Origin of the sequence: Maribacter aurantiacus (genome assembly GCF_005780245.1) — a bacterium.
Lineage (GTDB): Bacteria > Bacteroidota > Bacteroidia > Flavobacteriales > Flavobacteriaceae > Maribacter > Maribacter flavus.
In genome coordinates this window covers 42,225-61,769 of the sequence record NZ_VBUK01000003.1, presented here as the reverse complement: position 1 = coordinate 61,769, position 19,545 = coordinate 42,225, and the positions used below count along the sequence as shown (strand labels likewise).

Below are 19,545 nucleotides of genomic sequence, written 5' to 3'. Positions count from 1 at the left end.
TGTGACTTATCAAAAACAATAAAAAAAACACATGAAACAATTAAATTTTAAAGGATTTGTCTTTTTTATGCTAATTACTATGTGTTCTTGTCAAGAGAGACCACAAAAATCAACTTCAAAAGAAGCTCAGCCACCTAATGTCGTTTTAATTTTTACAGATGACCAGGGATACAATGATGTAGGTGTTTTTGGAGCCGATGACATCGCTACCCCTAATTTGGACCAAATGGCCAAGGAGGGACTGAAGCTCACTAGTTTTTATGCTGCACAGGCGGTCTGTTCCGCATCTAGGGCCGGTATTCTTACCGGATGCTACCCCAATAGAATCGGCATCCACAATGCATTGATGCCCAATAGCGAGATCGGATTGAACCCTGAGGAAACTACCTTGGCCGAAATGCTCAAGTCCCAGGGCTATACTACCGGAATTTTTGGGAAATGGCATTTGGGCGATGCGCCTGAATTGATGCCCAATAATCACGGATTCGATGAATATTTCGGAATCCCCTATTCCAATGATATGTGGCCTTTGCATCCGCAGCAAGGGCCTGTGTTCAATTTCGGTCCTTTACCGTTGTACGAAAACGAAAAAATACTGGACACGTTAACGGACCAATCAGACCTCACAAAAAGCATTACCGAAAGGAGCGTGGATTTTATCAATAAAAATAAAGAGAAGCCATTTTTTCTTTACGTGCCCCATCCACAACCACATGTTCCCTTATTCGTATCCGATAAATTTAAGGGGAAATCCGGAAGGGGTTTGTACGGTGACGTTATCATGGAGTTGGACTGGTCCGTTGGGGAAATCCTAAGGGCCTTGGAGGAAAACGCACTGACCGAAAATACCATAGTGATTTTTACTTCGGATAACGGGCCTTGGCTTTCCTACGGCAACCATGCGGGGAGTGCCTATCCGCTCAGGGAAGGCAAAGGTACGGCTTGGGAAGGCGGCCAGCGCGAACCTTTTTTGGTGAAATACCCCAAGAAAATCCCATCCAATAGGGTAGTGGATGCACCTGTCATGGCCATCGACATTTTGCCTACCATTGCCGAGGCAACGAATGCAGAATTGCCCCAAAAGAAAATCGACGGTAGAAGTGCCTGGGGCCTCTTTACGGGTGAAACCGACAATAGTCCACAAAAGGCCTATTTCTATTACTATCGCGTCAATGAACTCTTTGGGGTGCGCTATGGAAAATGGAAACTGTATTTTCCCCATACCTATAGAACCATGGAAGGTCAAGAACCCGGTAAGGACGGGCTGCCAGGAGATTATAAAATGGTGAAACTAAAAGATATTGAACTGTATGATTTGGAGGCCGATGTTAGTGAGACCACCAACATTGCGGATTTACATCCGGAGATTATTTCAGAAATTACCGCTATGGCCGATGCCATGCGGGCCGAATTGGGAGATAGCCTTACTGGAATGGAAGGCAGTGAACGCAGGGAGCCAGCTTGGGTAAGATAGAAATGATTTTTTTATAATAAAATAGGGCGACCAATTTGGTCGCCCTATTTTAACAAATAATGAAACGTGTTTACTCATTTATTCCGATGTCAGCTTGCGCAACCAAGGTTGCCAAGTCATCCGGACTTAAATGCACATTGATATATCCGTCTACTTCCAACACATCCTGATAGCTGAACGGAGTCTCGTCATCCAAGATTTCCACATGTGTGCTACTCATCCCCGAAGTTCCGTCAACGGGATTGAAGCTAAAAATAATCGGACCGGTTTCCGCAGCGCTGTTCGCATGGATATGGGCTGGGTGAACGCCATCTGCCGGGGTTCCTGTGAGTTCGATTACCGCCAGGGCATTTCCGCTTACACGTTCAAAAAACGTGGCATTTCCGCTAATTCCAGGTACATCTACCGAAGCCAAGGCATAGGTTTTGGAAGTACCTGTCAATTCATTTTCGCCTATATCTCCTTGGGCTACCAAAGTGGCCAAATCATCCGCACTCAAGTGAATATTGATATATCCGTCTACTTCCAATACATCATCATATCCAAAAGCCGAGTCATCGTCCAAGGTAGCTACATTGGTCACGCTCATTCCGGTAGTTCCATCCACGGGATTGAAGGTAAATAAAATGTCGCCCGTTTCCGTTGCACTATTGGCGTGGATGTGTCCTGGGTGCATGCCACCATCTGGAGTACCTTCAAGCATAATAGTTGCCAAAGCCTCTCCATTTAGACGCTCTTCGAAGGTCGCTGTACCAGAGATAGTCGGTACGGCAACAGAACCTAATTCGTATGTTTTGGCTTCCCCGGTCAATTCATTTTGCCCAATATCACTTTGTGCAACCAAAGTGGCCAAATCATCGGCACTTAAATGAACATTGATATATCCATCAACTTCCAATACTTGATTATACCCGAATGAAGTATTGTCATCCAACGCGCTTACATTGGTCATGCTCATACCGGTAGCACCATCAACAGGATTGAACGTAAAGATTATATCTCCACCTTCAGCGGCAGTGTTCATGTGGATGTGTGCAGGATGTATTCCATCTTCAGGGGTGTTGTTCAACATGAGTGTCGCCAGGGCTTCACCGTTTACCCGCTCCTCAAAAGTGGCCGTTCCATCAATTCCTTCCACATCCACAGAAGCAAGTTCATAGCTTTTGGCCTCACCGGTCAATTCATTTTGTCCAATATCCCCTTGTGCGACTAAAGTTGCGAGGTCATCCGCGCTTAAGTGAATGTTGATATATCCGTCATAGGTAAGCACATCGTTGTAACCAAAAGCGGTGCCATCATCCAACGCGGAGACATTCGTATTACTTATGCCGGTAGCACCATTGACTGGATTGAAAGTGAAGGCAATATCACCACCTTCTGCAGCCGTATTCATATGTATGTGTCCCGGGTGTATACCATCAGCGGGCGTATTGTTCAATATAATAGTAGCTAAAGCTTCTCCATTTACTCGTTCTGAGAATGTAGCCGTACCGCTGATTTCTTCAATGGCTACGCTTCCCAGTTCATAAACCTTGGTCTCGCCGTTCAGCTCGTTCTGACCTATATCGCCTTGGGCGACCAAAGTTGCAAGGTCATCTGCACTGGCATGGACATTGATGTATCCGTCAAAATCCAACAATTCTTCGTAGGTAATGGGAGTACCGTCGTCAAGCGTAGAAAACGTAACGGAACTCATGCCGGTTGAACCATCCACCGTCCCCAGGGTAATTGCTATATCCCCACCTTCCGCGGCTGTATTAAAATGGATATGAGCGGGATGCATTCCTCCACTTGGGGTATTCTGCAGCTCCAGTTCTACGGTTATGGAGTTGTCCTCATTGTCAATAATTTTGGCTGTACCCGAGATGTCGGGGTTGGAAACGGAGCTCAGTTGATAGGTTTCGGAATCGCCTCCGTCCACTATTGGAGGAATAAAATCGCCGTCATCATCACTACATGAAGTAACGAGCATTGCGCCCATGACTATGGGCAGGATAAATCTGAATGTTTTTCTAAGTTTCATAATAATTGTTTTTATGTATGTTTATGTACGGAAGATTTTTTCAAGGGTTTGGTTTTTTCCTTTTTTTTGGAACCTAGGCCCTTCAAAATTTTCATACACCTCAAAAAACAACACATTGAAGGATACTTTTTGCTTTAAAAAATTTAAAATTGACCAAGAACGTTGTGCGATGAAAATAGGGACCGATGGTGTCCTTTTAGGCGCTTGGACGAACGTAGATTTTGAGCCACAATCCATTTTGGATATTGGTGCAGGTACAGGTGTATTATCCTTAATGTTGGCTCAAAGATGCGATGCGCCTACAATCGATGCCCTTGAAATCGATGAAAATGCCTACGAACAGTGTGTCGAAAATTTTGAGGCCTCACCGTGGGGCGACCGACTATACTGCTATCATGCTGGATTGGACGAGTTTGTAGATGAAGTGGACGAGGTCTATGATTTGATCATAAGTAATCCGCCATTTTATAGTGAAACCGTATCCAGTGGTAATACCTCAAGGGACTTGGCGCGCCAGAACGATACATTGCCCTTTACGGAATTGGTGGAAAGTGTTTCCAAGTTATTGTCCTATAGAGGTACGTTTTCGGTCATAATACCCTACAAGGAAACCGAGGAGTTCATCGCACTGGCAAATACCTCGGGTCTTTACGTCTGGAGGATATGTAGCGTAAGGGGGCACAGCGATGCCCCATTAAAGCGTAGTCTGATAGAATTTTCGAGGACAAAGGCCGATGCAATAGTCGAAACATTGACCATCGAAAAGGAAAGGCATGAATATACCGAAGCATACGTGGCCTTGACCAAGGACTTTTATCTAAAAATGTAACTTATTGTTTTTACAATGTTATATTTTTACGTCACTTATAAATCCTATATATGAGAACCGACTTATTCGAAGCGCCCGACTATTATAATTTGGACGACTTGCTCTCCGATGAACATAAATTGGTACGTGATGCCGCTAGGCAATGGGTAAAAAGGGATATTTCCCCTATTATAGAAACATATGCCCAAAAAGCCGAATTTCCCAAGCAGATTATTGGTGGATTAGCGGAAATAGGGGCGTTTGGCCCGTATATTCCAGAGGAGTATGGGGGTGCAGGTCTTGATCAAATCAGTTATGGTCTCATCATGCAAGAAATAGAGCGCGGGGACAGTGGAGTGCGATCCACGGCATCCGTGCAATCCTCGTTGGTGATGTATCCTATTTACACCTATGGAACTGAGGAACAACGCAAAAAGTACCTGCCTAAGTTGGCAAGCGGGGAAATGATGGGCTGTTTCGGACTTACGGAACCCAATCATGGATCCAATCCGGGCGGTATGGAAACAAAGTTCAAGGATATGGGCGACCATTATCTGTTGAACGGGGCAAAATTGTGGATCTCCAATTCGCCATTTGCGGACATTGCCGTGGTTTGGGCCAAGAACGAGGAGGGCAAGATCCATGGACTCATCGTGGAAAGGGGCATGGAGGGATTTTCCACACCCGAAACGCATAACAAATGGTCTCTAAGGGCGTCGGCAACGGGCGAACTTATTTTCGACAATGTAAAAGTGCCCAAGGAGAATTTGTTACCGAACAAATCGGGTCTAGGAGCGCCATTGGGCTGCTTGGATTCTGCCCGATATGGAATTTCATGGGGCGCCATTGGAGCTGCTATGGATTGCTATGATACGGCCTTGCGATATGCCAAGGAGCGCATGCAATTTGGCAAGCCAATCGCCGCTTTTCAATTGCAACAGAAAAAATTGGCCGAAATGATTACGGAAATCACCAAGGCCCAATTGTTGGCTTTCCGTCTGGGACAGTTAAAGAATGAGGGGCGAGCCACTACGGCCCAGATTTCCATGGCAAAACGGAACAATGTGGAAATGGCCATCAACATAGCCAGGGAAGCCAGACAAGTTTTGGGTGGTATGGGCATTACCGGGGATTACAGTATCATGCGCCACATGATGAATTTGGAGAGTGTGATTACCTATGAGGGCACCCATGATATTCATCTCTTGATTACCGGAGCGGATATTACAGGACACCAAGCCTTTAAATAAGATAACAAATTGCTTAGGTTATCTTAACATATCCTCAAAAATAGGATCTTATTTTTGCCCTGCGTGTAATTAAGATTCATGTAATTTTTTGAGTTAGTTAGCTTAAGCCGATGGGAGCATCGGCTTTTTTGTTTTATATCCAATTACTAGGAATCCTTTAAAAGGCTTTTTGGATTCTCCATTGTATATCACATTCCAGTGTCACCTCGAGCAGCCTTTACTGAGGGTAGCCGAAGGGTAGTACAGAGATTATTGAACCTATTGCTTTTAAAATGAGGTCTCTACTGCGCTCGATCTGACATTATTGTTTGTATATATGGCTAATTGCGTACATCCAAAAAGGTCTTATACCACTTTCCCGATTTTTTCACGGTGCGTTTTTGCGTCTTAAAATCGACATGGACCAATCCAAAACCGGGGTGGTATCCTTCGGCCCACTCAAAATTATCCGTGAGCGTCCACACGAAGTACCCATGAACGTTTAGGCCTTCCTTTTTGGCTTTTAGTACTTGCTCCAAGTGGTCCTTAAGGAACTTCTGTCTTTTCTTGTCCTTGATTTTTCCTTCCGTGAACGTATCCTGAAACGCGGCCCCGTTTTCCGTGATGATAAGATCGGGCATCGTATTATAACCGTTGTATTTGTGTATCATTTCATAGATACTGGGTGGATATACCTCCCAATCCATCAATGTGGTGCGAACATTTCTTTTGGGGGCTTCTATGATCTTGGCCTGGATGTAAGGAATAAAATAGCTGTGTTGTACAACCTCCCTCGTATAGTTTTGTATGCCGATGAAGTCAAATTCAAATTGGCTTTTTTCCATATCCCCGGGTAGGATAAAAGGCTTTAGTTTTTTTAATATCGGCAAATCTTTTTCGGGATAGTCAAGACCTAGGACGGGTTCTATGAAGAGTCGGTTTAAAAGTGCATCCACCCTTTTTGTCGCCCTGATGTTCCTTGGTGATTTGTTTTTTGGTACAATGTAGGAACAGGAGTATGTAGTTCCAATTTTTGCATCGGGAATCCATTTTCGAATCATGCGTCCCCCAACCGCTTGAGACAATTGCGCGTGATGAACGGCAGGAAGAAAATTGCGCATTCCTTTTTTTCCCGGGGCGTGGACTCCCAAAAAATAGCCACCGCCGGTAAACACCATAGGTTCGTTCAGTACCATCCAATGTTTGACCCGGTCGCCAAAGGATTGGGCGCAAACCTTAGCGTATTCCTCGAACCAATCCAGGATTTCCCTGTTGGTCCAACCTCCTTTCAGCTCAAGGACGTGTGGCAAGTCCCAATGGTATAAGGTGATCCAAGGAGTTATGTCCTGTTGCAGGCAATAGTCGATGACCCTATTGTAGAAGGCAATTCCCTCCGTATTTATTTTACCCGTTCCAGTAGGCAATATCCTACTCCAGGAAATGGAGAACCTAAAATTTTGGATATTCAAGATTTTCATCAGGTCGATATCTTCCTTGTACCTATGGTAAAAATCACAACTGGTTTTGGCCGTATCGTTGCCTCGAATCTTTCCCTTCTTCGAGGTAAAAACATCCCAAATGGAAGGCCCCTTGCCATGTTTGTCATAGGCGCCCTCTATCTGAAAGGCGGCTGTGGAGACCCCCCAAATAAAATCCTTGCCAAAATCTGAGGAGTGTATCTTTTTTGCCATGCGATACTCTATGCCATCAAACTTTTCATAAGTAATTTTCGAACTATTTCCGAAGTAATATTGGGGTAGTCCACATTAACTCTTGTGTTTGAGGATACCCAATCCATAACCTTGGGCAGGTGTTTTTCCTTTAAGGATTTTATGACGGGAATATTCATTTCCTGCAAAGCGGCCGCATTGCATTGTTGTTCATATTGACCTTTCATAGGAACTACGAGTAGCTTTTTTTGCATATAAAGTGCTTCCGCTGGCGTTTCAAAACCTGCCCCGCAAAGAACACCCTTGCTAGTGGCCATACTTTGCACAAAGGCTTCATTGGTAATGGGGCGTATGCTCAAATTCTTGGTGACCGTTTCCCGGTTGTTGTGCTTGGAAAAAACATCCCACTTTACATTGGGTATTTGTGAAAGAAAATGAATGATTTTTCCATCACTATAGGATGGCAGATAGACCGTGTAGTGTTCTCCTTCGTACGTGTGAGCATTACGAATATCGGCCCTGATGATGGGCGTAAAAATACCCTCGTCATAGGATTTAAAATGAAGGCCAAAGTGATGGATGCCGGGCGCATAGTTCTTTAGTATCATTTTACCCAAGCTATCCTTTTTCTTGGGTTTAGGGGCATTTTTGGATAGCACGGCTGATTGATGGCTGAAACTAAAGCAAGGTTTTTCGGCCAGTTTGCAGGCCCATGCGGAAACAGGTTCAAAATCATTGATGATCAAATGGTAGTCCTGGACCGGAATGCTTCGGATTTCCTTTTGCAATCGCAGGGTGTTCGATTTTACGTAGGTCTTCCACATATCCACACCCCCTTTTTTGCCGAATATGAAACTCAATCCCTTGCATCGGTATTTTATCGTATAGGGTAAGTCTATATCGGCCTGTGTACCACTGATTAGGATATCCAGATCTATATTTTCATCGAGCAGGGCCGGAATTACGTCCCTTGCCCTGCTTAAATGGCCGTTTCCGGTACTTTGAATGGCATATAATACCCGCATAAACTTCTGTCGTATTATTTTAGTTTTACCAATCCGCTTGTCCTGAATTCATCCAAAAGGCTTTGGAACAGTTCGGCCCTTTCAAGGACCGGATGTTCCTCATGAGGATCCTCCAATTGATTTTGTATGCCCTTATCATTGTAAAAGGAGTAGAGCTCCCATTGACCGTGGTTGTATTCCAACGCAGTTAGGTTTTCTATCCAATCCCCAGAATTTAGGTAGGTTACTTCTCCTTTATCCGTAGAAATTTTGCGAATTTCGGGTTGATGAATATGTCCGCATACAACGTATTCATAGCCATTTTCTATGGCTATTTCAGAGGCCGTCGTTTCAAAGTTGTTGATGAATTTAACTGCGGATTTTACGCCGTTCTTTATTTTTTTGGACATGGAAATAGGTCCGCGTCCCACTTGTTTGCTGATAAAATTGATTCCCCTGTTCAACAGAATCAAAAAGTCATAGCCCTTGGCCCCAAGTTTGGCGACCCACTTGGAATGTTGCATGGTCACATCAAAGACATCCCCGTGAAAAAACCATGCTTTTTTACCGTGAACGGGCAAAACCACTTTGTTGACAATACTTAAGGAACCCATTTGAAAGCCCGTAAATTTTCGTAGCATTTCATCGTGGTTCCCTGTAATGTAATGCACTTTGATGCCCTTTGTGATCCAGCCCATAAGATATTTGACCACCTTCATATGCGATTTGGGCCAGTAGCGCTTGCTGAACTGCCAGATGTCAATAATGTCGCCATTCAGTATAACTTCCTTTGGAGCAATGGACTTAAGGTATTGCAATAGTTCGTTGGCATGGCATCCATAGGTGCCTAAATGCACATCTGATATGACCACGATATCAACAGGTCTTTTTTTCATAAGGGTCGATAAATTGGTGGTGATTTTTTCTTAAGTAGGATAGACTTACCGGTGAGTTTACTGAAAAACTTGAGGAAAATGAAGTAAGAGGTTTCAGTATTATTTTCACAAGTTCATATAAAGTATAAGAGATCCCTAAATGAATATTTCCTTTAAGTGAGATATATAGTTCACCCTAAAAAATCCCTCGATGAGGGTTTCATACAAAGAAAATCCCCGACTACAAAATTGATGCTTTAACGCGCTATTTCGGTTAGGTGTAACTTATCTTTTAGTTATCTGATTGTTAAGCTATTTTCCAATAGCGCTAGTAAGAATCAGCTGAGATTGGCCGCTTATATTGAAGGAAATTTCGGCAAACCACAATTTAAGTTGGTTTGACAACAAATAGCACTTCACTCACAACAAATAGTTCTTGAGCGAAAGGAAAGCTGCTACATTTACATCAAAATAAAGAAGTAAATAATTTTTCATTTTCATATAGTGTTCTCGTAAAAGAGTCTGGCTTCACAAAGTCGGACTCTTTTTAGTTTCAACCCTTTTGGTAATCCTTAAACCCAAAATATGCAATAGAAAATCTATTACAGCTTCAAACTACTTCAAAAACACACCCTGTTTAAGCTGTTTTTTAATTTAACCATAGCGATGCTATGCTAAATTTAAGAAAACACGTGTGTTTATTGTATTTTGAACCCTCATGACGAAGTCCTAAAGCATAATTTGGGTTAAAACACAAAAAAGGCCGGTAGCAACAACTACCGGCCTTTTTAATTTTTTAAGAGTTTTCTACCACAAAGGTGTCTTGTAAAGTCCCTCATTGGTCTTGGCCTGTAGGTTTTCCACGGCCTTTTCACGATCGCTGGCATAGGTTACCCCGAACCATTCCGCGCCGGAGGGGATACATTTCACCTCGGCTTCATTAGCTTGCAGCATCTCTTGGATCATGAAGGGCAGATACAGCTCGCTGGATGCGATTTTGTTCTCGTCCTGTAGGAATACCTTCAACTCGGCATCTATCTTTTCAAAAATGGAAGGCCTGCAAACCCAAAAGTTCATACTGGCCTGTTCATCGCCCGTAAATTCCAGACCGGTGTCCTCATCAACGATTTTGTCGCCTTTTTGAACCAATTTTAACCGTTCGTTTACGGAAACCAAGTTATCTCCTTCAACCTTACAAACACCTCGGGATACGGAACCGTGTTCGGATAGGGTATCCTTTAGGGTGTAGCCCAAAAGGGCGTATGCCTCATTATTGGATTTTATAAAGTCCGCAGCCTTTTTATAAACGGCCTGTCCGTAATAATCGTCCGCATTCAAGACCACAAAAGGTCCGTCAATGACATTTCTGGCCGTCCATACCGCGTGTGCGGTTCCCCAAGGTTTTTGACGGTCACCTTTGTAATTTACACCATCGGGCAGATCCGTCAATTCCTGGGCCAGTACATTTATTTTAATGTTTTTTGGCAATCTTTCACTTAAATATTCCTCCAAAAAGGACACATTTTCCTTTTTGGTGATGACCACGATCTGTTCAAAATCGTTCTGTAGTGCATCGTAGATGGCAAACTCCATGAGGAATTCCCCTTTGGGGCCCAAATCATCGAACTGTTTCAGTTTTCCATATCTACTTCCGCTTCCTGCGGCCATTAAAAGTAATGTCATGATTTTAAATTTTAAAGTCCAAAAGTACGGATTGTGATGAAAATAGCGGGGAAGAATCGGCCAAACAGTTGAGGATTCCCCATGAAGTTACTTTTTTATTCCAAAGTATGCTTATTGGCCAAGATGGGTATTCCAAACTGACAATTATCATATTTTTTGGGAGGCGCACTGAGTAGCTTTGTGCCATATTCAAACCAACTATGTGCAATCTTATTCAAAAATATAATATTCCGGGTCCCAGGTATACCAGTTATCCAACGGTCCCATTTTGGGATATTCATTCGTTTTCCGGCAAAAAATGGGAAGCGACCGTCAAACAAAGTTTTTCCGAATCGAATTCCAAAGAAGGCATCAGTCTATACATCCATCTTCCCTTTTGTGAGAGTATGTGTACGTTTTGCGGGTGCCATAAGCGCATCACCAAAAGGCATGATGTTGAGGTCCCTTACATACGCACCTTGTTGAAGGAATGGTCCCTTTATTTGGAGTTGTTCGATGAAAGGCCGATTATCAAGGAACTCCATTTGGGAGGCGGTACCCCTACATTTTTTAGTCCGAAGAACCTTCAAATGCTTATCAACGGACTCTTCAGGAGGGCCGATAGGGCAGCGGATTACGAATTTAGTTTTGAGGGCCATCCCAACAATACGACCAAGGAGCACCTGCAGGCGCTGTACGATGTTGGGTTTAGACGTGTGAGTTATGGCGTACAGGATTACAACGAGACAGTGCAAAAAGCCATCCACCGGGTGCAATCCTTTGAAAACGTGAAGAACGTTACGGATTGGGCCAGGGAAATTGGGTATACCTCCATCGGTCACGATATCATTTTTGGGTTACCCCACCAAACCTTGGAACACGTACTCGAAACCATAGAAAAAACGAAAACCTTACAGCCAGATAGATTGGCCTTTTATAGCTATGCCCATGTACCTTGGCTCAAGGGAAACGGTCAGCGTGGTTATAAGGATTTCGATCTGCCGTCCGCCGAGGAAAAGCGTACACAGTATGAAGCCGGCAAATTGGAACTTGCAAAGGCCGGGTATACGGAAATAGGGATGGATCATTTCGCCTTGGATACGGACAGTCTTTATCGATCCATGAAAAATGGTAAACTGCACCGGAACTTTATGGGTTACACCGCTTCCAAGACCCAATTGATGGTAGGTCTGGGAGCCTCCAGTATTAGCGATAGTTGGTACGGTTTTGCCCAGAATGTCAAAAGCCTGGAAGAATATCAGCACTTGGTGGAGAATAACATCATACCCATTTTTAGAGGTCATATTTTAACCGATGAGGATAGGATCATCAGAAAACATATTCTTAACTTAATGTGTCAACTTGAAACTATTTGGTTCCAGGAGTCCATGCGGTTCAAGGAATTACCTGTGGTGATGGACAGGTTGAAGGAGATGCAGGACGACGGACTACTGGAAATGACCCAATATCAATTACGGGTCACTGAAAAGGGGCGTCCATTTGTTCGTAATATATGTATGGCGTTCGATTTGAAATTGCACGAAAAAACACCGGAGACCCGATTGTTCTCCATGACCATTTGATTGTTTAACCTAAATCTTGTAAAAATGAAAAGTATCATTGTTCCCATAGATTTTTCGGAAATATCCGAGTATGCCTTTGAGGTAGCGGCTTCCATAGCCAAAAAACACGATGCCACGCTGTACGTGCTGCACATGCTGGAATTGAATCAGGCAATGCTTACCTCCACCGAAGGTTTCCACCCGGAACAGACGGTCTTTTTGATAAAATTGGCCGAAAAGCGATTGAATGAATTCTTGGACAAACCATATTTGAAAGGTGTAAAGGTGGAGCCGATCATAAAGCACTATAAGGTCTTTGGTGAAATCAGCGAAGTTGCCGAGGAGAACGATGTGGATTTGATCGTGATGGGCAGCCAAGGTGCGGACGGACTCAAGGAAATGTTCGTAGGTTCCAATACGGAAAAAGTGGTTAGAAATTCTGATATCCCCGTTTTGGTCATCAAATCCAAAATATCCGATTTTAATCCGAAGCAGATCGTATTTGCCTGTGATCTCAAAAATGAAAATATCCATGCCCTACAACGGGCCAAGTACATCGCCGACAGCTTTTCGGCGGAACTAAAATTAGTCTATATCAATACCCCAGGTGACGATTTTTTAAGCACCGCCGAAATACAAAAGAGGATAAAATCCTTTTGCGAGCTGGTAGGGTTTGAACTATTGATCGCCATCTACAACGACTATAACGTGGAACGGGGCGTACTGAATTTTGGAATGGAGAGCAATGCCGATATGATCGGGGTTCCCACCCATGGTAGAAAGGGACTTTCCCATTTCTTTATGGGCAGCATAGGAGAGGACATTGCTAACCATGCAACGCTACCTGTGGTCACCTTTAAGATTTAGTTAGAAGCAGGGAATCACAGTTTTTAGTTGGTTGAAAAGGGTGCGTAGGCACCCTTTTTTATATGAGCTTCATTTTTATTGGATCCCAGTTTACGGGTTGCTGTTTGTAATAACTGTCATTCGCCAAGAGGGCGGCACCAGCGGCCCTTAATCCAAAGGTTGGATCTTGGATTACGGAACCCTTGTTCCTAATGGCAGTAAAGAAATTGTTGAAATGATCATAGTGGCCTCCTTTATAATCCCGTTCCGCCTCCCATGTAGTGGTGCCAGTGCTTAAGGAAGAAGTTCTTGGTTCCAAGGTTTCCAAATCATAACCTGCCCTTATCTTTTCCTGCATTTCCTCGGTAAATGAAACCATGGAGTATCCCTGGGGTACCATGCTCAGTTTGGAACGTCTTACGGTGACCGAATTTTGTCCGACTTCCATTTCCCCTTCTGTACCGATTAGCTTAAAGCCCCCACCACCGCCGCTACCGGCGATGAAATTGATCCTAAAGGCCGCATTAAATGCCGAATGTGTATCCGTTTCTGGGTAATCGTATAAGGTAATGGAAACATCGGGTACATCCCGGCCATCCTTCCAATAACGGAGTCCGCCGGTTGCCAGGGCACGGTTAGGCCCCATGGAACTGATTACGTGGTTTAGCGTAGAGAACGCATGTACGAAAAGATCGCCCGCAACTCCTGTCCCGTAGTCCCTGTAGTTTCGCCACCTGAAAAAGCGTTTGGGCTCAAAAGGAACTTTTGGCGCTTTTCCTAGAAAGGTATCGAAATCAACGGTTTTTGTATCGGCATCCGGAGGGATGGGATATTGCCAGGCGCCTTCGGCGGAATATCGGTCGTTGTACATGTCCAACATCACCAAATCGCCAATGGCCCCTTCTTCGTATAACTGTTTTGCCTTTTCATTCCCAAGGGAGGACATGCCTTGGCTCCCGATCTGACAAATCTTTCCGCTTTCTTTTTGTGCCTTGATGATGGCCTCTCCTTCCTCAGGTTTTTGGACCATGGGTTTCTCACAGTATACATGCTTACCGGCTTTCAAAGCATCGATCGTGATTTTTTGATGCCAATGGTCCGGGGTGGCGATAATGACGGCATCGATATCCTTTCTATTCAATATATCCCGATAATCCTTTGTTGTGTAAATAGATGCCCCCCAAAGTTCCTTGGCCCTTTCCAATCTGCCTGTGTACAGGTCGCACGCAGCGACCAGCTGAACACCATCCACGTGGAAAGCGGTCTGGGTATCATAAATGCCTTGGATTCCCGTGCCGATAAGCGCCAGGTTGATGCGGTCATTGGCCGAAAAGGATTTGGGTGTGTAAATTCTGCTCAACATCAATTTTTCCTCAAATCCTGAGGCCCATAGAAATGGACTTGTTGTTACGGCGGCTGAGGTCAAGGTAGCCTTTTTAAGAAATGACCTTCGGGTGTTTTTCTTGCTCATAATCGAAAAGGGCTTGGTTACAATTTGAATTCGTCGGTTTTAAAAATAGGAATTTTTAAACGATAAATCCGAAGTGAAAACCTCAGGAACGTTTATTTGGCCGCCCGATGTTCGAATATCTTCAGGAAAAGCATCGTATTCATTTTACGGGCCCTATTTTTTGCGATCCAGGCCGTTTCCCCAGAAAATAGCTCGTCTATAGTAGCGAACCATAGATTGAGCCAAATACCAAAGTGTTCCATGGACATAGTGTTCCCCATGTAATCATCGGTCTTAATGTGGGCCTTAATCGGGTCGCCGGTATACTTTCTTTTAAGGAACAATTGGGATTCCCAAAAATTGGTCAAGATTTCCAAATGGGCCTCCCAATCGGAGATTATTCCGTTGAAAATAGGCCCTAGGGTATCCTCATTCCGCACTTTTTCATAAAAAGTGTTTACAAGGAGTGCTATATCTTTTCGGGTCTTGATTTCCGGCTTATCGCTCATACTAGTAAAATACACATTTCAATGGAAAAGGGTTGCAACTACCCCAAAGTTTCCATCATAAAGGCGTAAAGTTCCTGTATTTGAGGCTTGCCTTTTCTTTTGCCCATTTGTCCAAAGGTATAGAGTGCGAACCAAACGACCACCAATAAGACCATAAACCCAACTTGAAGTCCGTAGGGTTTGTTGAGCGATGCACTCACATAGGCCCAAATACCCACAATAATGAACAGGGTGGCTACCACAAAATGCAGAAACATGAAAAAGGTCCATAGCGTTGGGTTTGGACCAAAAAAACCATAGATTTTGGATGTTCTGTCGTCCAAAGCATCTATTTCCAAGTGTAATTGGGGAGAGCCAAAATGGGTGGTCTCCTTGTTGTATTTTATGAAGATATGGTTGTCCAGACAATTGACCAGAAAGGGGGCTTTTTTTGAATCGATGAACTTTCGCAACAATTGCTCCCTGTTTCCCAAAATTTCGAGCTGAAACCGTGGCCTAAGGACAATATCGTTGGATAGTTTCTTCATCAGTATTATATCATGGATGACATTCCATTTCTGCCGATACCATTTGGGTAACCGGTTTTGGGGAGACGTAAGGGATTCCCAAGCCAAGACCGCGTAAAATGAAAAGCGTTCCCATTAGGACCACAAAAACGGGAATCAGTTTCTGGATCCGTTTCTTTGCGTTTCCTTTCAAAAACGCACTAAAATAAACGGCGGTTGTCATCAGGGGAACGGTACCCAGTCCAAAAAGTACCATGTAAAGGCTGCCCTGTGCCACTTCGCCCATGGCGATGGCCCCGAACAGCGCCATATAGACCAAACCACAGGGAAGAAAACCATTTAGGAATCCAATGGTCAAAAAGGTGTCGGCCGATTTCTTTTTGAACTCTTGGCCCAATCTGCTTTTTATTTTTGATATGGCCCTGTATACCGGGCGTCCCAATTGAAATCTGTTTAAGGTTTTGGCAGGAATCAGCACCAATAAAATCATTACAATACCAACGGCAATGGATAGTCTTTGCTGCATTCCAAAGACATACAGCCCTTTCCCCAATAGCCCAAAAACCAAACCGATGATGCCATAGGCCAATAGCCTACCTATGTGATATAGACTGATCTGTCCAAACTTTTTAAGATTGTTTTTATGGTCCACCGGCAACATAAAGGCTATGGGTCCGCACATGCCTACGCAGTGAAGACTTCCCATAAAACCTAATATGAGGGCAGAAAGGAGCATGTGTTCTAATAGATTATGTTTTCCTTATGCAAGTAATCCGTGCCGTTGTAGTTCCAACTGACTTTAATGTCCCAGCGACCATCCAACAAGCGGTTGTCAGGTATGAGCAAATGGTTATTGGACAAACTTATGGGTAAGTCAAAATCCAATTGCTTATTAGATGGTCTGTATAGGGACACTGTACCTTCAATTTTTTTGGGGTTCACTTTTTCGGGGAAACGTATTTCAAGTCCATCCGGACTTTTTCTCACCTGTAATTTATTGATGTCCTTTGTGGCATTTTTTTGGGCATCGATTTCCTTCTGATAGGCCAATTCCTGCCTGTAGTAATCCTCTGTTACAAGGTCATGGTTGGCACGTTTGTCCGTACTCATCCGTACCACAAAGAAGAGGATAAAGCCAATAAAACCTATAAATGCCAGTACAATTCCGGTTCCCCAATTAATTTTCATCTTTTATTTTTTTATCATTTATAACTCCTTGGAGCCATGAAGGAGCAAAGGGTAGTTTCTACCAACTCATCTCCACTATATACCCCAACCTTCACTTTTTCCTTATCGCTTTTTACGGCGGCGTTGTTGATCTCTATAAAGAGCGTTCCTTCGGCCAAATCCTGTGCGGGAACCTCAAAGTTTTCGTTACGGACCAGTTTTACGGTTCCCTTGTGGGAAATCAACTTAAAGCTAACGTCCTCCACAGGTTTGGTGGTCTTGTTCACCAATTTATAGGTGTACACGTTGCTAATGATGTTCCCTTCCTTGTGCTCATATAGTTGCCCCGGTAACCGAAGGATATTGGCTTCCAGGTCGTTCCTTAAAAACAGCATCCCTACCAAGACACCAATTAAAATGGTCAATACTGCGGAGTACCCTTTTAAGCGTGGTGTGAATTTGAATTTCTCCTTTTTGGTAATTTCGTCTTCGCTTGCATACCTGATAAGTCCCTTTGGGAGATTTACCTTTTCCATAATGGTATCGCACTCATCGATACAGGCGGTACAGTTGATACATTCCAGTTGGGTTCCGTTTCTGATATCTATGCCCGTTGGACAAACGTTCACGCATTGAAAACAATCGATACAATCCCCATAGCCAAGGGCTTCCCTATCCTCGTTTTTACGCCATTTTTTGCGGCCGTTTTCCGCTTCGCCACGTTTGTGGTCGTAGGCGACGACAATGGATTTATTGTCCAACAGGACTCCTTGCATTCTACCATAAGGGCATGCGATGATACAGACCTGCTCCCTGAACCAAGCAAATACAAAGTAGAATACCCCGGTAAAAATCAGTAAGGAGACAATAGTGCTTAAGTGCTCAAAAGGTCCGTCCGTAATATACCTGATCAATCGGTCGCTACCGATGAGATAGGCCAGGAATACATTGGCGATCAAAAAGGAAATGACAAAGAAGATGAACCACTTTAATACCCTTTTCCTAATCTTTTCTGCATCCCAAGCTTGTCGGTCCAATTTCATTTGGGCCCCACGGTCCCCATCGATCCAATACTCGATCCTTCTGAAGACCATTTCCATAAAAATGGTCTGAGGGCACATCCATCCGCAGAAAATACGTCCGAAAGCAACCGTAAACAGTGCGACAAATATCACACCGATGATCATGGAAATGACGAACAAATGAAAATCCTGGGGCCAAAATGGAAACCCAAAAATATTGAAACGGCGTTCCAATACATTGAACATTAAAAACTGGTTGCCATTTATTTTTATGAAAGGAGCGGCAAACAAAAAAGCCAGCAGAAAATAACTAACATATTTCCGATACTCGTAGAACTTGCCACTGGGTTTTTTTGGAAAAACCCATGCTCTTTTCCCTTCTTCGTTTATCGTTCCAATGGAATCCCTAAAGTTTTCTTGATCTTGTGCCATTACGGTTTAATTTGTCTTGCTTTTACTAGGGATAGGAATGCTGTCATTATTGGCTTTTGGTTATTTGGTATCGGTTTTTTGAACCGCCACATACCAAATTTGTATGGCATGTGGCAATCCAAAAGGATCTCGTTATTCAATTACGGTACCCTCTTCGTCAATGGTTTTAATGAATTCTAAGGTGTCGACTTCAACTTCAATCATGGCCGAATCCACGGCAGGCGCTCCCTCCACATCCATATGCGGGTTTACGATAATATCACCTTCCGGAGCTTTTGGGTTGGCTGGTGTGGTTCCTTGAAAGTTAAGTACATAGCTGGCAACTTGCGCCATCTCCACAGGTTTTAGGCTCTGTTTCCAGGCAATCATTCCTTTACCGTCCCTTCCACCTTCTGAAATGGTGTTGAAAACCGATTTAATATCGCCACCCAATATCCAGTTTTGATCGGTCAGGTTAGGACCGATTCCCCCACCACCGTCGGCCATATGACAGGCCACACAATTCGTTTCGAAAACGGCCTTACCTGCGGCAATATCGGATGCATCGGTCAATAGTTCCACGGTATTGACATCTACCAGGTCCTTCGCGTTCTTCTTGTATTCTTCTATTTCGGCTTCGGCCAAGGTCATTTCCGTTAGGTATTCGGTATCCTGATCATAATCATTGAAAATGTGGAACCGCACCAAATACACTACCCCAAAAATGATGGTGGCGTAGAACATATATACCCACCATGGTGGTAGCTTGTTATCAAGTTCGCGTATGCCATCATAGTTGTGGTCCAAGATGATTTCACCTTCGGCCTCAATTGGTTTGGAGCCCAAAAGTTTCTTGTACATTCTTTTGCCCCAGGCCCATTCAAAGCCTTGTTCCTTGGAAGCCAAGTAGCGTTCCTTTGCCTCTTCCGATAGCGTCTGGAACATGACGTTCTCAATGGAGGCCAGGATAAGCTCTATGCCCACAAGCAAAAGGATTATAAAGCCTAGAAATAGTGCGACTATGGGTTGGTCCAGAAAGGCTGGCTTATCCCCCGAGTCTATAAAAAACTCCGTCAATCCAAATATGATAAAAAATAGTAGTGGAAGTCTGATCCACCAAGGTCCTAGGTTCTTCATAATTCAATGTTTTGTTGGTTGTTATTGTCTAGTGGGATGTCGCTCACCTCTTTGACATACTCCTTGGATGCGGTAAAGACCCACCAGAAGAGAACGACGAAGAAGACGAAGAAAATCATCAGTGAAATCATTGGGTAGGTGGCCACCCCCTCAATGTTTTCCATATATCCTTTTACAAACTTTAGCATGG

General features: G+C 43.8%; 18 protein-coding genes. 5 read left to right on the top strand and 13 right to left on the bottom strand.

The annotated features are described in order from the left end of the window. The first annotated feature begins 31 nt into the window (after positions 1-31). Positions 32-1,474 (top strand): sulfatase family protein, encoded by a 1,443-nt coding sequence (locus FEK29_RS07290; protein WP_138257772.1) that lies wholly within the window; start codon positions 32-34, stop codon positions 1,472-1,474. 70 nt (positions 1,475-1,544) lie between these two features. Here FEK29_RS07290 and FEK29_RS18080 read toward each other — a convergent pair whose 3' ends face one another. Further along, entirely contained in the window at positions 1,545-3,497 is a 1,953-nt protein-coding gene (locus tag FEK29_RS18080; protein ID WP_193554882.1) for an autotransporter outer membrane beta-barrel domain-containing protein, read from the bottom strand. Positions 3,498-3,666: 169 nt separating this feature from the next. Here FEK29_RS18080 and FEK29_RS07280 point away from each other — a divergent pair, with 169 nt between their 5' ends. Both FEK29_RS07280 and FEK29_RS07275 read left to right on the top strand, forming a co-directional pair. Further along, positions 3,667-4,326 carry a tRNA1(Val) (adenine(37)-N6)-methyltransferase gene (locus tag FEK29_RS07280; RefSeq protein ID WP_240042689.1) on the top strand — a complete coding sequence of 220 codons (660 nt, stop codon included), beginning with the start codon at positions 3,667-3,669 and terminating at the stop codon, positions 4,324-4,326. A 50-nt stretch (positions 4,327-4,376) separates the two neighbouring features. After that, positions 4,377-5,555, top strand: coding sequence for an acyl-CoA dehydrogenase family protein (locus tag FEK29_RS07275; protein ID WP_138257770.1), 1,179 nt, complete (start codon positions 4,377-4,379; stop codon positions 5,553-5,555). 320 nt (positions 5,556-5,875) lie between these two features. Here FEK29_RS07275 and FEK29_RS07270 read toward each other — a convergent pair whose 3' ends face one another. The 4 genes from FEK29_RS07270 to FEK29_RS07255 all read right to left on the bottom strand — a co-directional run bounded on the left by FEK29_RS07270 (position 5,876) and on the right by FEK29_RS07255 (position 10,766). Next, positions 5,876-7,225 carry a GH1 family beta-glucosidase gene (locus FEK29_RS07270; RefSeq protein ID WP_138257769.1) on the bottom strand — a complete coding sequence of 450 codons (1,350 nt, stop codon included), beginning with the start codon at positions 7,223-7,225 and terminating at the stop codon, positions 5,876-5,878. An 8-nt stretch (positions 7,226-7,233) separates the two neighbouring features. Continuing rightward, positions 7,234-8,229 carry a glycosyltransferase family protein gene (locus FEK29_RS07265; protein ID WP_138257768.1) on the bottom strand — a complete coding sequence of 332 codons (996 nt, stop codon included), beginning with the start codon at positions 8,227-8,229 and terminating at the stop codon, positions 7,234-7,236. Positions 8,230-8,243: 14 nt separating this feature from the next. Beyond that, positions 8,244-9,104: a UDP-2,3-diacylglucosamine diphosphatase gene (locus FEK29_RS07260; protein WP_138257767.1), complete on the bottom strand. Its 861-nt coding sequence runs from the start codon at positions 9,102-9,104 to the stop codon at positions 8,244-8,246. Positions 9,105-9,890: 786 nt separating this feature from the next. Continuing rightward, a complete protein-coding gene (locus FEK29_RS07255; protein WP_240042688.1) occupies positions 9,891-10,766 on the bottom strand; it encodes a nucleotidyltransferase family protein in 876 nt (291 codons plus the stop codon). 200 nt (positions 10,767-10,966) lie between these two features. On the opposite strand from FEK29_RS07255, the gene hemN reads away from it, so the two are divergent. Continuing rightward, the gene (gene hemN / locus FEK29_RS07250; RefSeq protein WP_138257766.1) at positions 10,967-12,328 is read left to right on the top strand and encodes an oxygen-independent coproporphyrinogen III oxidase; all 1,362 of its coding nucleotides are present in this window, start codon (positions 10,967-10,969) and stop codon (positions 12,326-12,328) included. A 24-nt stretch (positions 12,329-12,352) separates the two neighbouring features. Beyond that, the gene (locus tag FEK29_RS07245) at positions 12,353-13,174 is read left to right on the top strand and encodes a universal stress protein (RefSeq protein ID WP_138257765.1); all 822 of its coding nucleotides are present in this window, start codon (positions 12,353-12,355) and stop codon (positions 13,172-13,174) included. A gap of 58 nt (positions 13,175-13,232) precedes the next feature. Here FEK29_RS07245 and FEK29_RS07240 read toward each other — a convergent pair whose 3' ends face one another. From FEK29_RS07240 to FEK29_RS07205, 8 genes are all read right to left on the bottom strand, one after another. After that, the gene (locus FEK29_RS07240; RefSeq protein WP_138257764.1) at positions 13,233-14,624 is read right to left on the bottom strand and encodes a Gfo/Idh/MocA family protein; all 1,392 of its coding nucleotides are present in this window, start codon (positions 14,622-14,624) and stop codon (positions 13,233-13,235) included. Positions 14,625-14,716: 92 nt separating this feature from the next. Beyond that, complete coding sequence (locus FEK29_RS07235) at positions 14,717-15,112, bottom strand: group III truncated hemoglobin (RefSeq protein ID WP_138257763.1); 396 nt, start codon at positions 15,110-15,112, stop codon at positions 14,717-14,719. 38 nt (positions 15,113-15,150) lie between these two features. After that, the gene (locus FEK29_RS07230; protein WP_138257762.1) at positions 15,151-15,639 is read right to left on the bottom strand and encodes a GTP-binding protein; all 489 of its coding nucleotides are present in this window, start codon (positions 15,637-15,639) and stop codon (positions 15,151-15,153) included. A 10-nt stretch (positions 15,640-15,649) separates the two neighbouring features. Beyond that, entirely contained in the window at positions 15,650-16,354 is a 705-nt protein-coding gene (locus FEK29_RS07225) for a sulfite exporter TauE/SafE family protein (protein WP_138257761.1), read from the bottom strand. Between the two features lie 5 nt (positions 16,355-16,359). Further along, a complete protein-coding gene (locus tag FEK29_RS07220) occupies positions 16,360-16,806 on the bottom strand; it encodes a FixH family protein (protein ID WP_138257760.1) in 447 nt (148 codons plus the stop codon). Between the two features lie 14 nt (positions 16,807-16,820). Further along, on the bottom strand, positions 16,821-18,239 hold the full coding sequence (ccoG, locus tag FEK29_RS07215) for a cytochrome c oxidase accessory protein CcoG (RefSeq protein WP_138257759.1): 1,419 nt from the start codon (positions 18,237-18,239) through the stop codon (positions 16,821-16,823). A gap of 132 nt (positions 18,240-18,371) precedes the next feature. Then, positions 18,372-19,355: a cbb3-type cytochrome c oxidase N-terminal domain-containing protein gene (locus tag FEK29_RS07210; RefSeq protein WP_138257758.1), complete on the bottom strand. Its 984-nt coding sequence runs from the start codon at positions 19,353-19,355 to the stop codon at positions 18,372-18,374. Beyond that, positions 19,352-19,543 carry a CcoQ/FixQ family Cbb3-type cytochrome c oxidase assembly chaperone gene (locus FEK29_RS07205; protein WP_125221360.1) on the bottom strand — a complete coding sequence of 64 codons (192 nt, stop codon included), beginning with the start codon at positions 19,541-19,543 and terminating at the stop codon, positions 19,352-19,354. The genes FEK29_RS07210 and FEK29_RS07205 overlap by 4 nt, the downstream gene beginning before the upstream one ends. Positions 19,544-19,545 lie beyond the last annotated feature (2 nt).

What these genes read in the sequence shown, in the direction of transcription:
- FEK29_RS07225 (WP_138257761.1), bottom strand. Translation starts at nt 16,354, where the DNA reads ATGCTCCTTTCTGCCCTCATATTAGGTTTTATGGGAAGTCTTCACTGC.
- FEK29_RS07255 (WP_240042688.1), bottom strand. Translation starts at nt 10,766, where the DNA reads ATGACATTACTTTTAATGGCCGCAGGAAGCGGAAGTAGATATGGAAAA.
- FEK29_RS18080 (WP_193554882.1), bottom strand. Translation starts at nt 3,497, where the DNA reads ATGAAACTTAGAAAAACATTCAGATTTATCCTGCCCATAGTCATGGGC.
- FEK29_RS07280 (WP_240042689.1), top strand. Translation starts at nt 3,667, where the DNA reads ATGAAAATAGGGACCGATGGTGTCCTTTTAGGCGCTTGGACGAACGTA.
- FEK29_RS07270 (WP_138257769.1), bottom strand. Translation starts at nt 7,225, where the DNA reads ATGGCAAAAAAGATACACTCCTCAGATTTTGGCAAGGATTTTATTTGG.
- FEK29_RS07275 (WP_138257770.1), top strand. Translation starts at nt 4,377, where the DNA reads ATGAGAACCGACTTATTCGAAGCGCCCGACTATTATAATTTGGACGAC.
- hemN (WP_138257766.1), top strand. Translation starts at nt 10,967, where the DNA reads ATGTGCAATCTTATTCAAAAATATAATATTCCGGGTCCCAGGTATACC.
- FEK29_RS07240 (WP_138257764.1), bottom strand. Translation starts at nt 14,624, where the DNA reads ATGAGCAAGAAAAACACCCGAAGGTCATTTCTTAAAAAGGCTACCTTG.
- ccoG (WP_138257759.1), bottom strand. Translation starts at nt 18,239, where the DNA reads ATGGCACAAGATCAAGAAAACTTTAGGGATTCCATTGGAACGATAAAC.
- FEK29_RS07265 (WP_138257768.1), bottom strand. Translation starts at nt 8,229, where the DNA reads ATGCGGGTATTATATGCCATTCAAAGTACCGGAAACGGCCATTTAAGC.
- FEK29_RS07260 (WP_138257767.1), bottom strand. Translation starts at nt 9,104, where the DNA reads ATGAAAAAAAGACCTGTTGATATCGTGGTCATATCAGATGTGCATTTA.
- FEK29_RS07245 (WP_138257765.1), top strand. Translation starts at nt 12,353, where the DNA reads ATGAAAAGTATCATTGTTCCCATAGATTTTTCGGAAATATCCGAGTAT.
- FEK29_RS07205 (WP_125221360.1), bottom strand. Translation starts at nt 19,543, where the DNA reads ATGCTAAAGTTTGTAAAAGGATATATGGAAAACATTGAGGGGGTGGCC.
- FEK29_RS07235 (WP_138257763.1), bottom strand. Translation starts at nt 15,112, where the DNA reads ATGAGCGATAAGCCGGAAATCAAGACCCGAAAAGATATAGCACTCCTT.
- FEK29_RS07210 (WP_138257758.1), bottom strand. Translation starts at nt 19,355, where the DNA reads ATGAAGAACCTAGGACCTTGGTGGATCAGACTTCCACTACTATTTTTT.
- FEK29_RS07290 (WP_138257772.1), top strand. Translation starts at nt 32, where the DNA reads ATGAAACAATTAAATTTTAAAGGATTTGTCTTTTTTATGCTAATTACT.
- FEK29_RS07220 (WP_138257760.1), bottom strand. Translation starts at nt 16,806, where the DNA reads ATGAAAATTAATTGGGGAACCGGAATTGTACTGGCATTTATAGGTTTT.
- FEK29_RS07230 (WP_138257762.1), bottom strand. Translation starts at nt 15,639, where the DNA reads ATGAAGAAACTATCCAACGATATTGTCCTTAGGCCACGGTTTCAGCTC.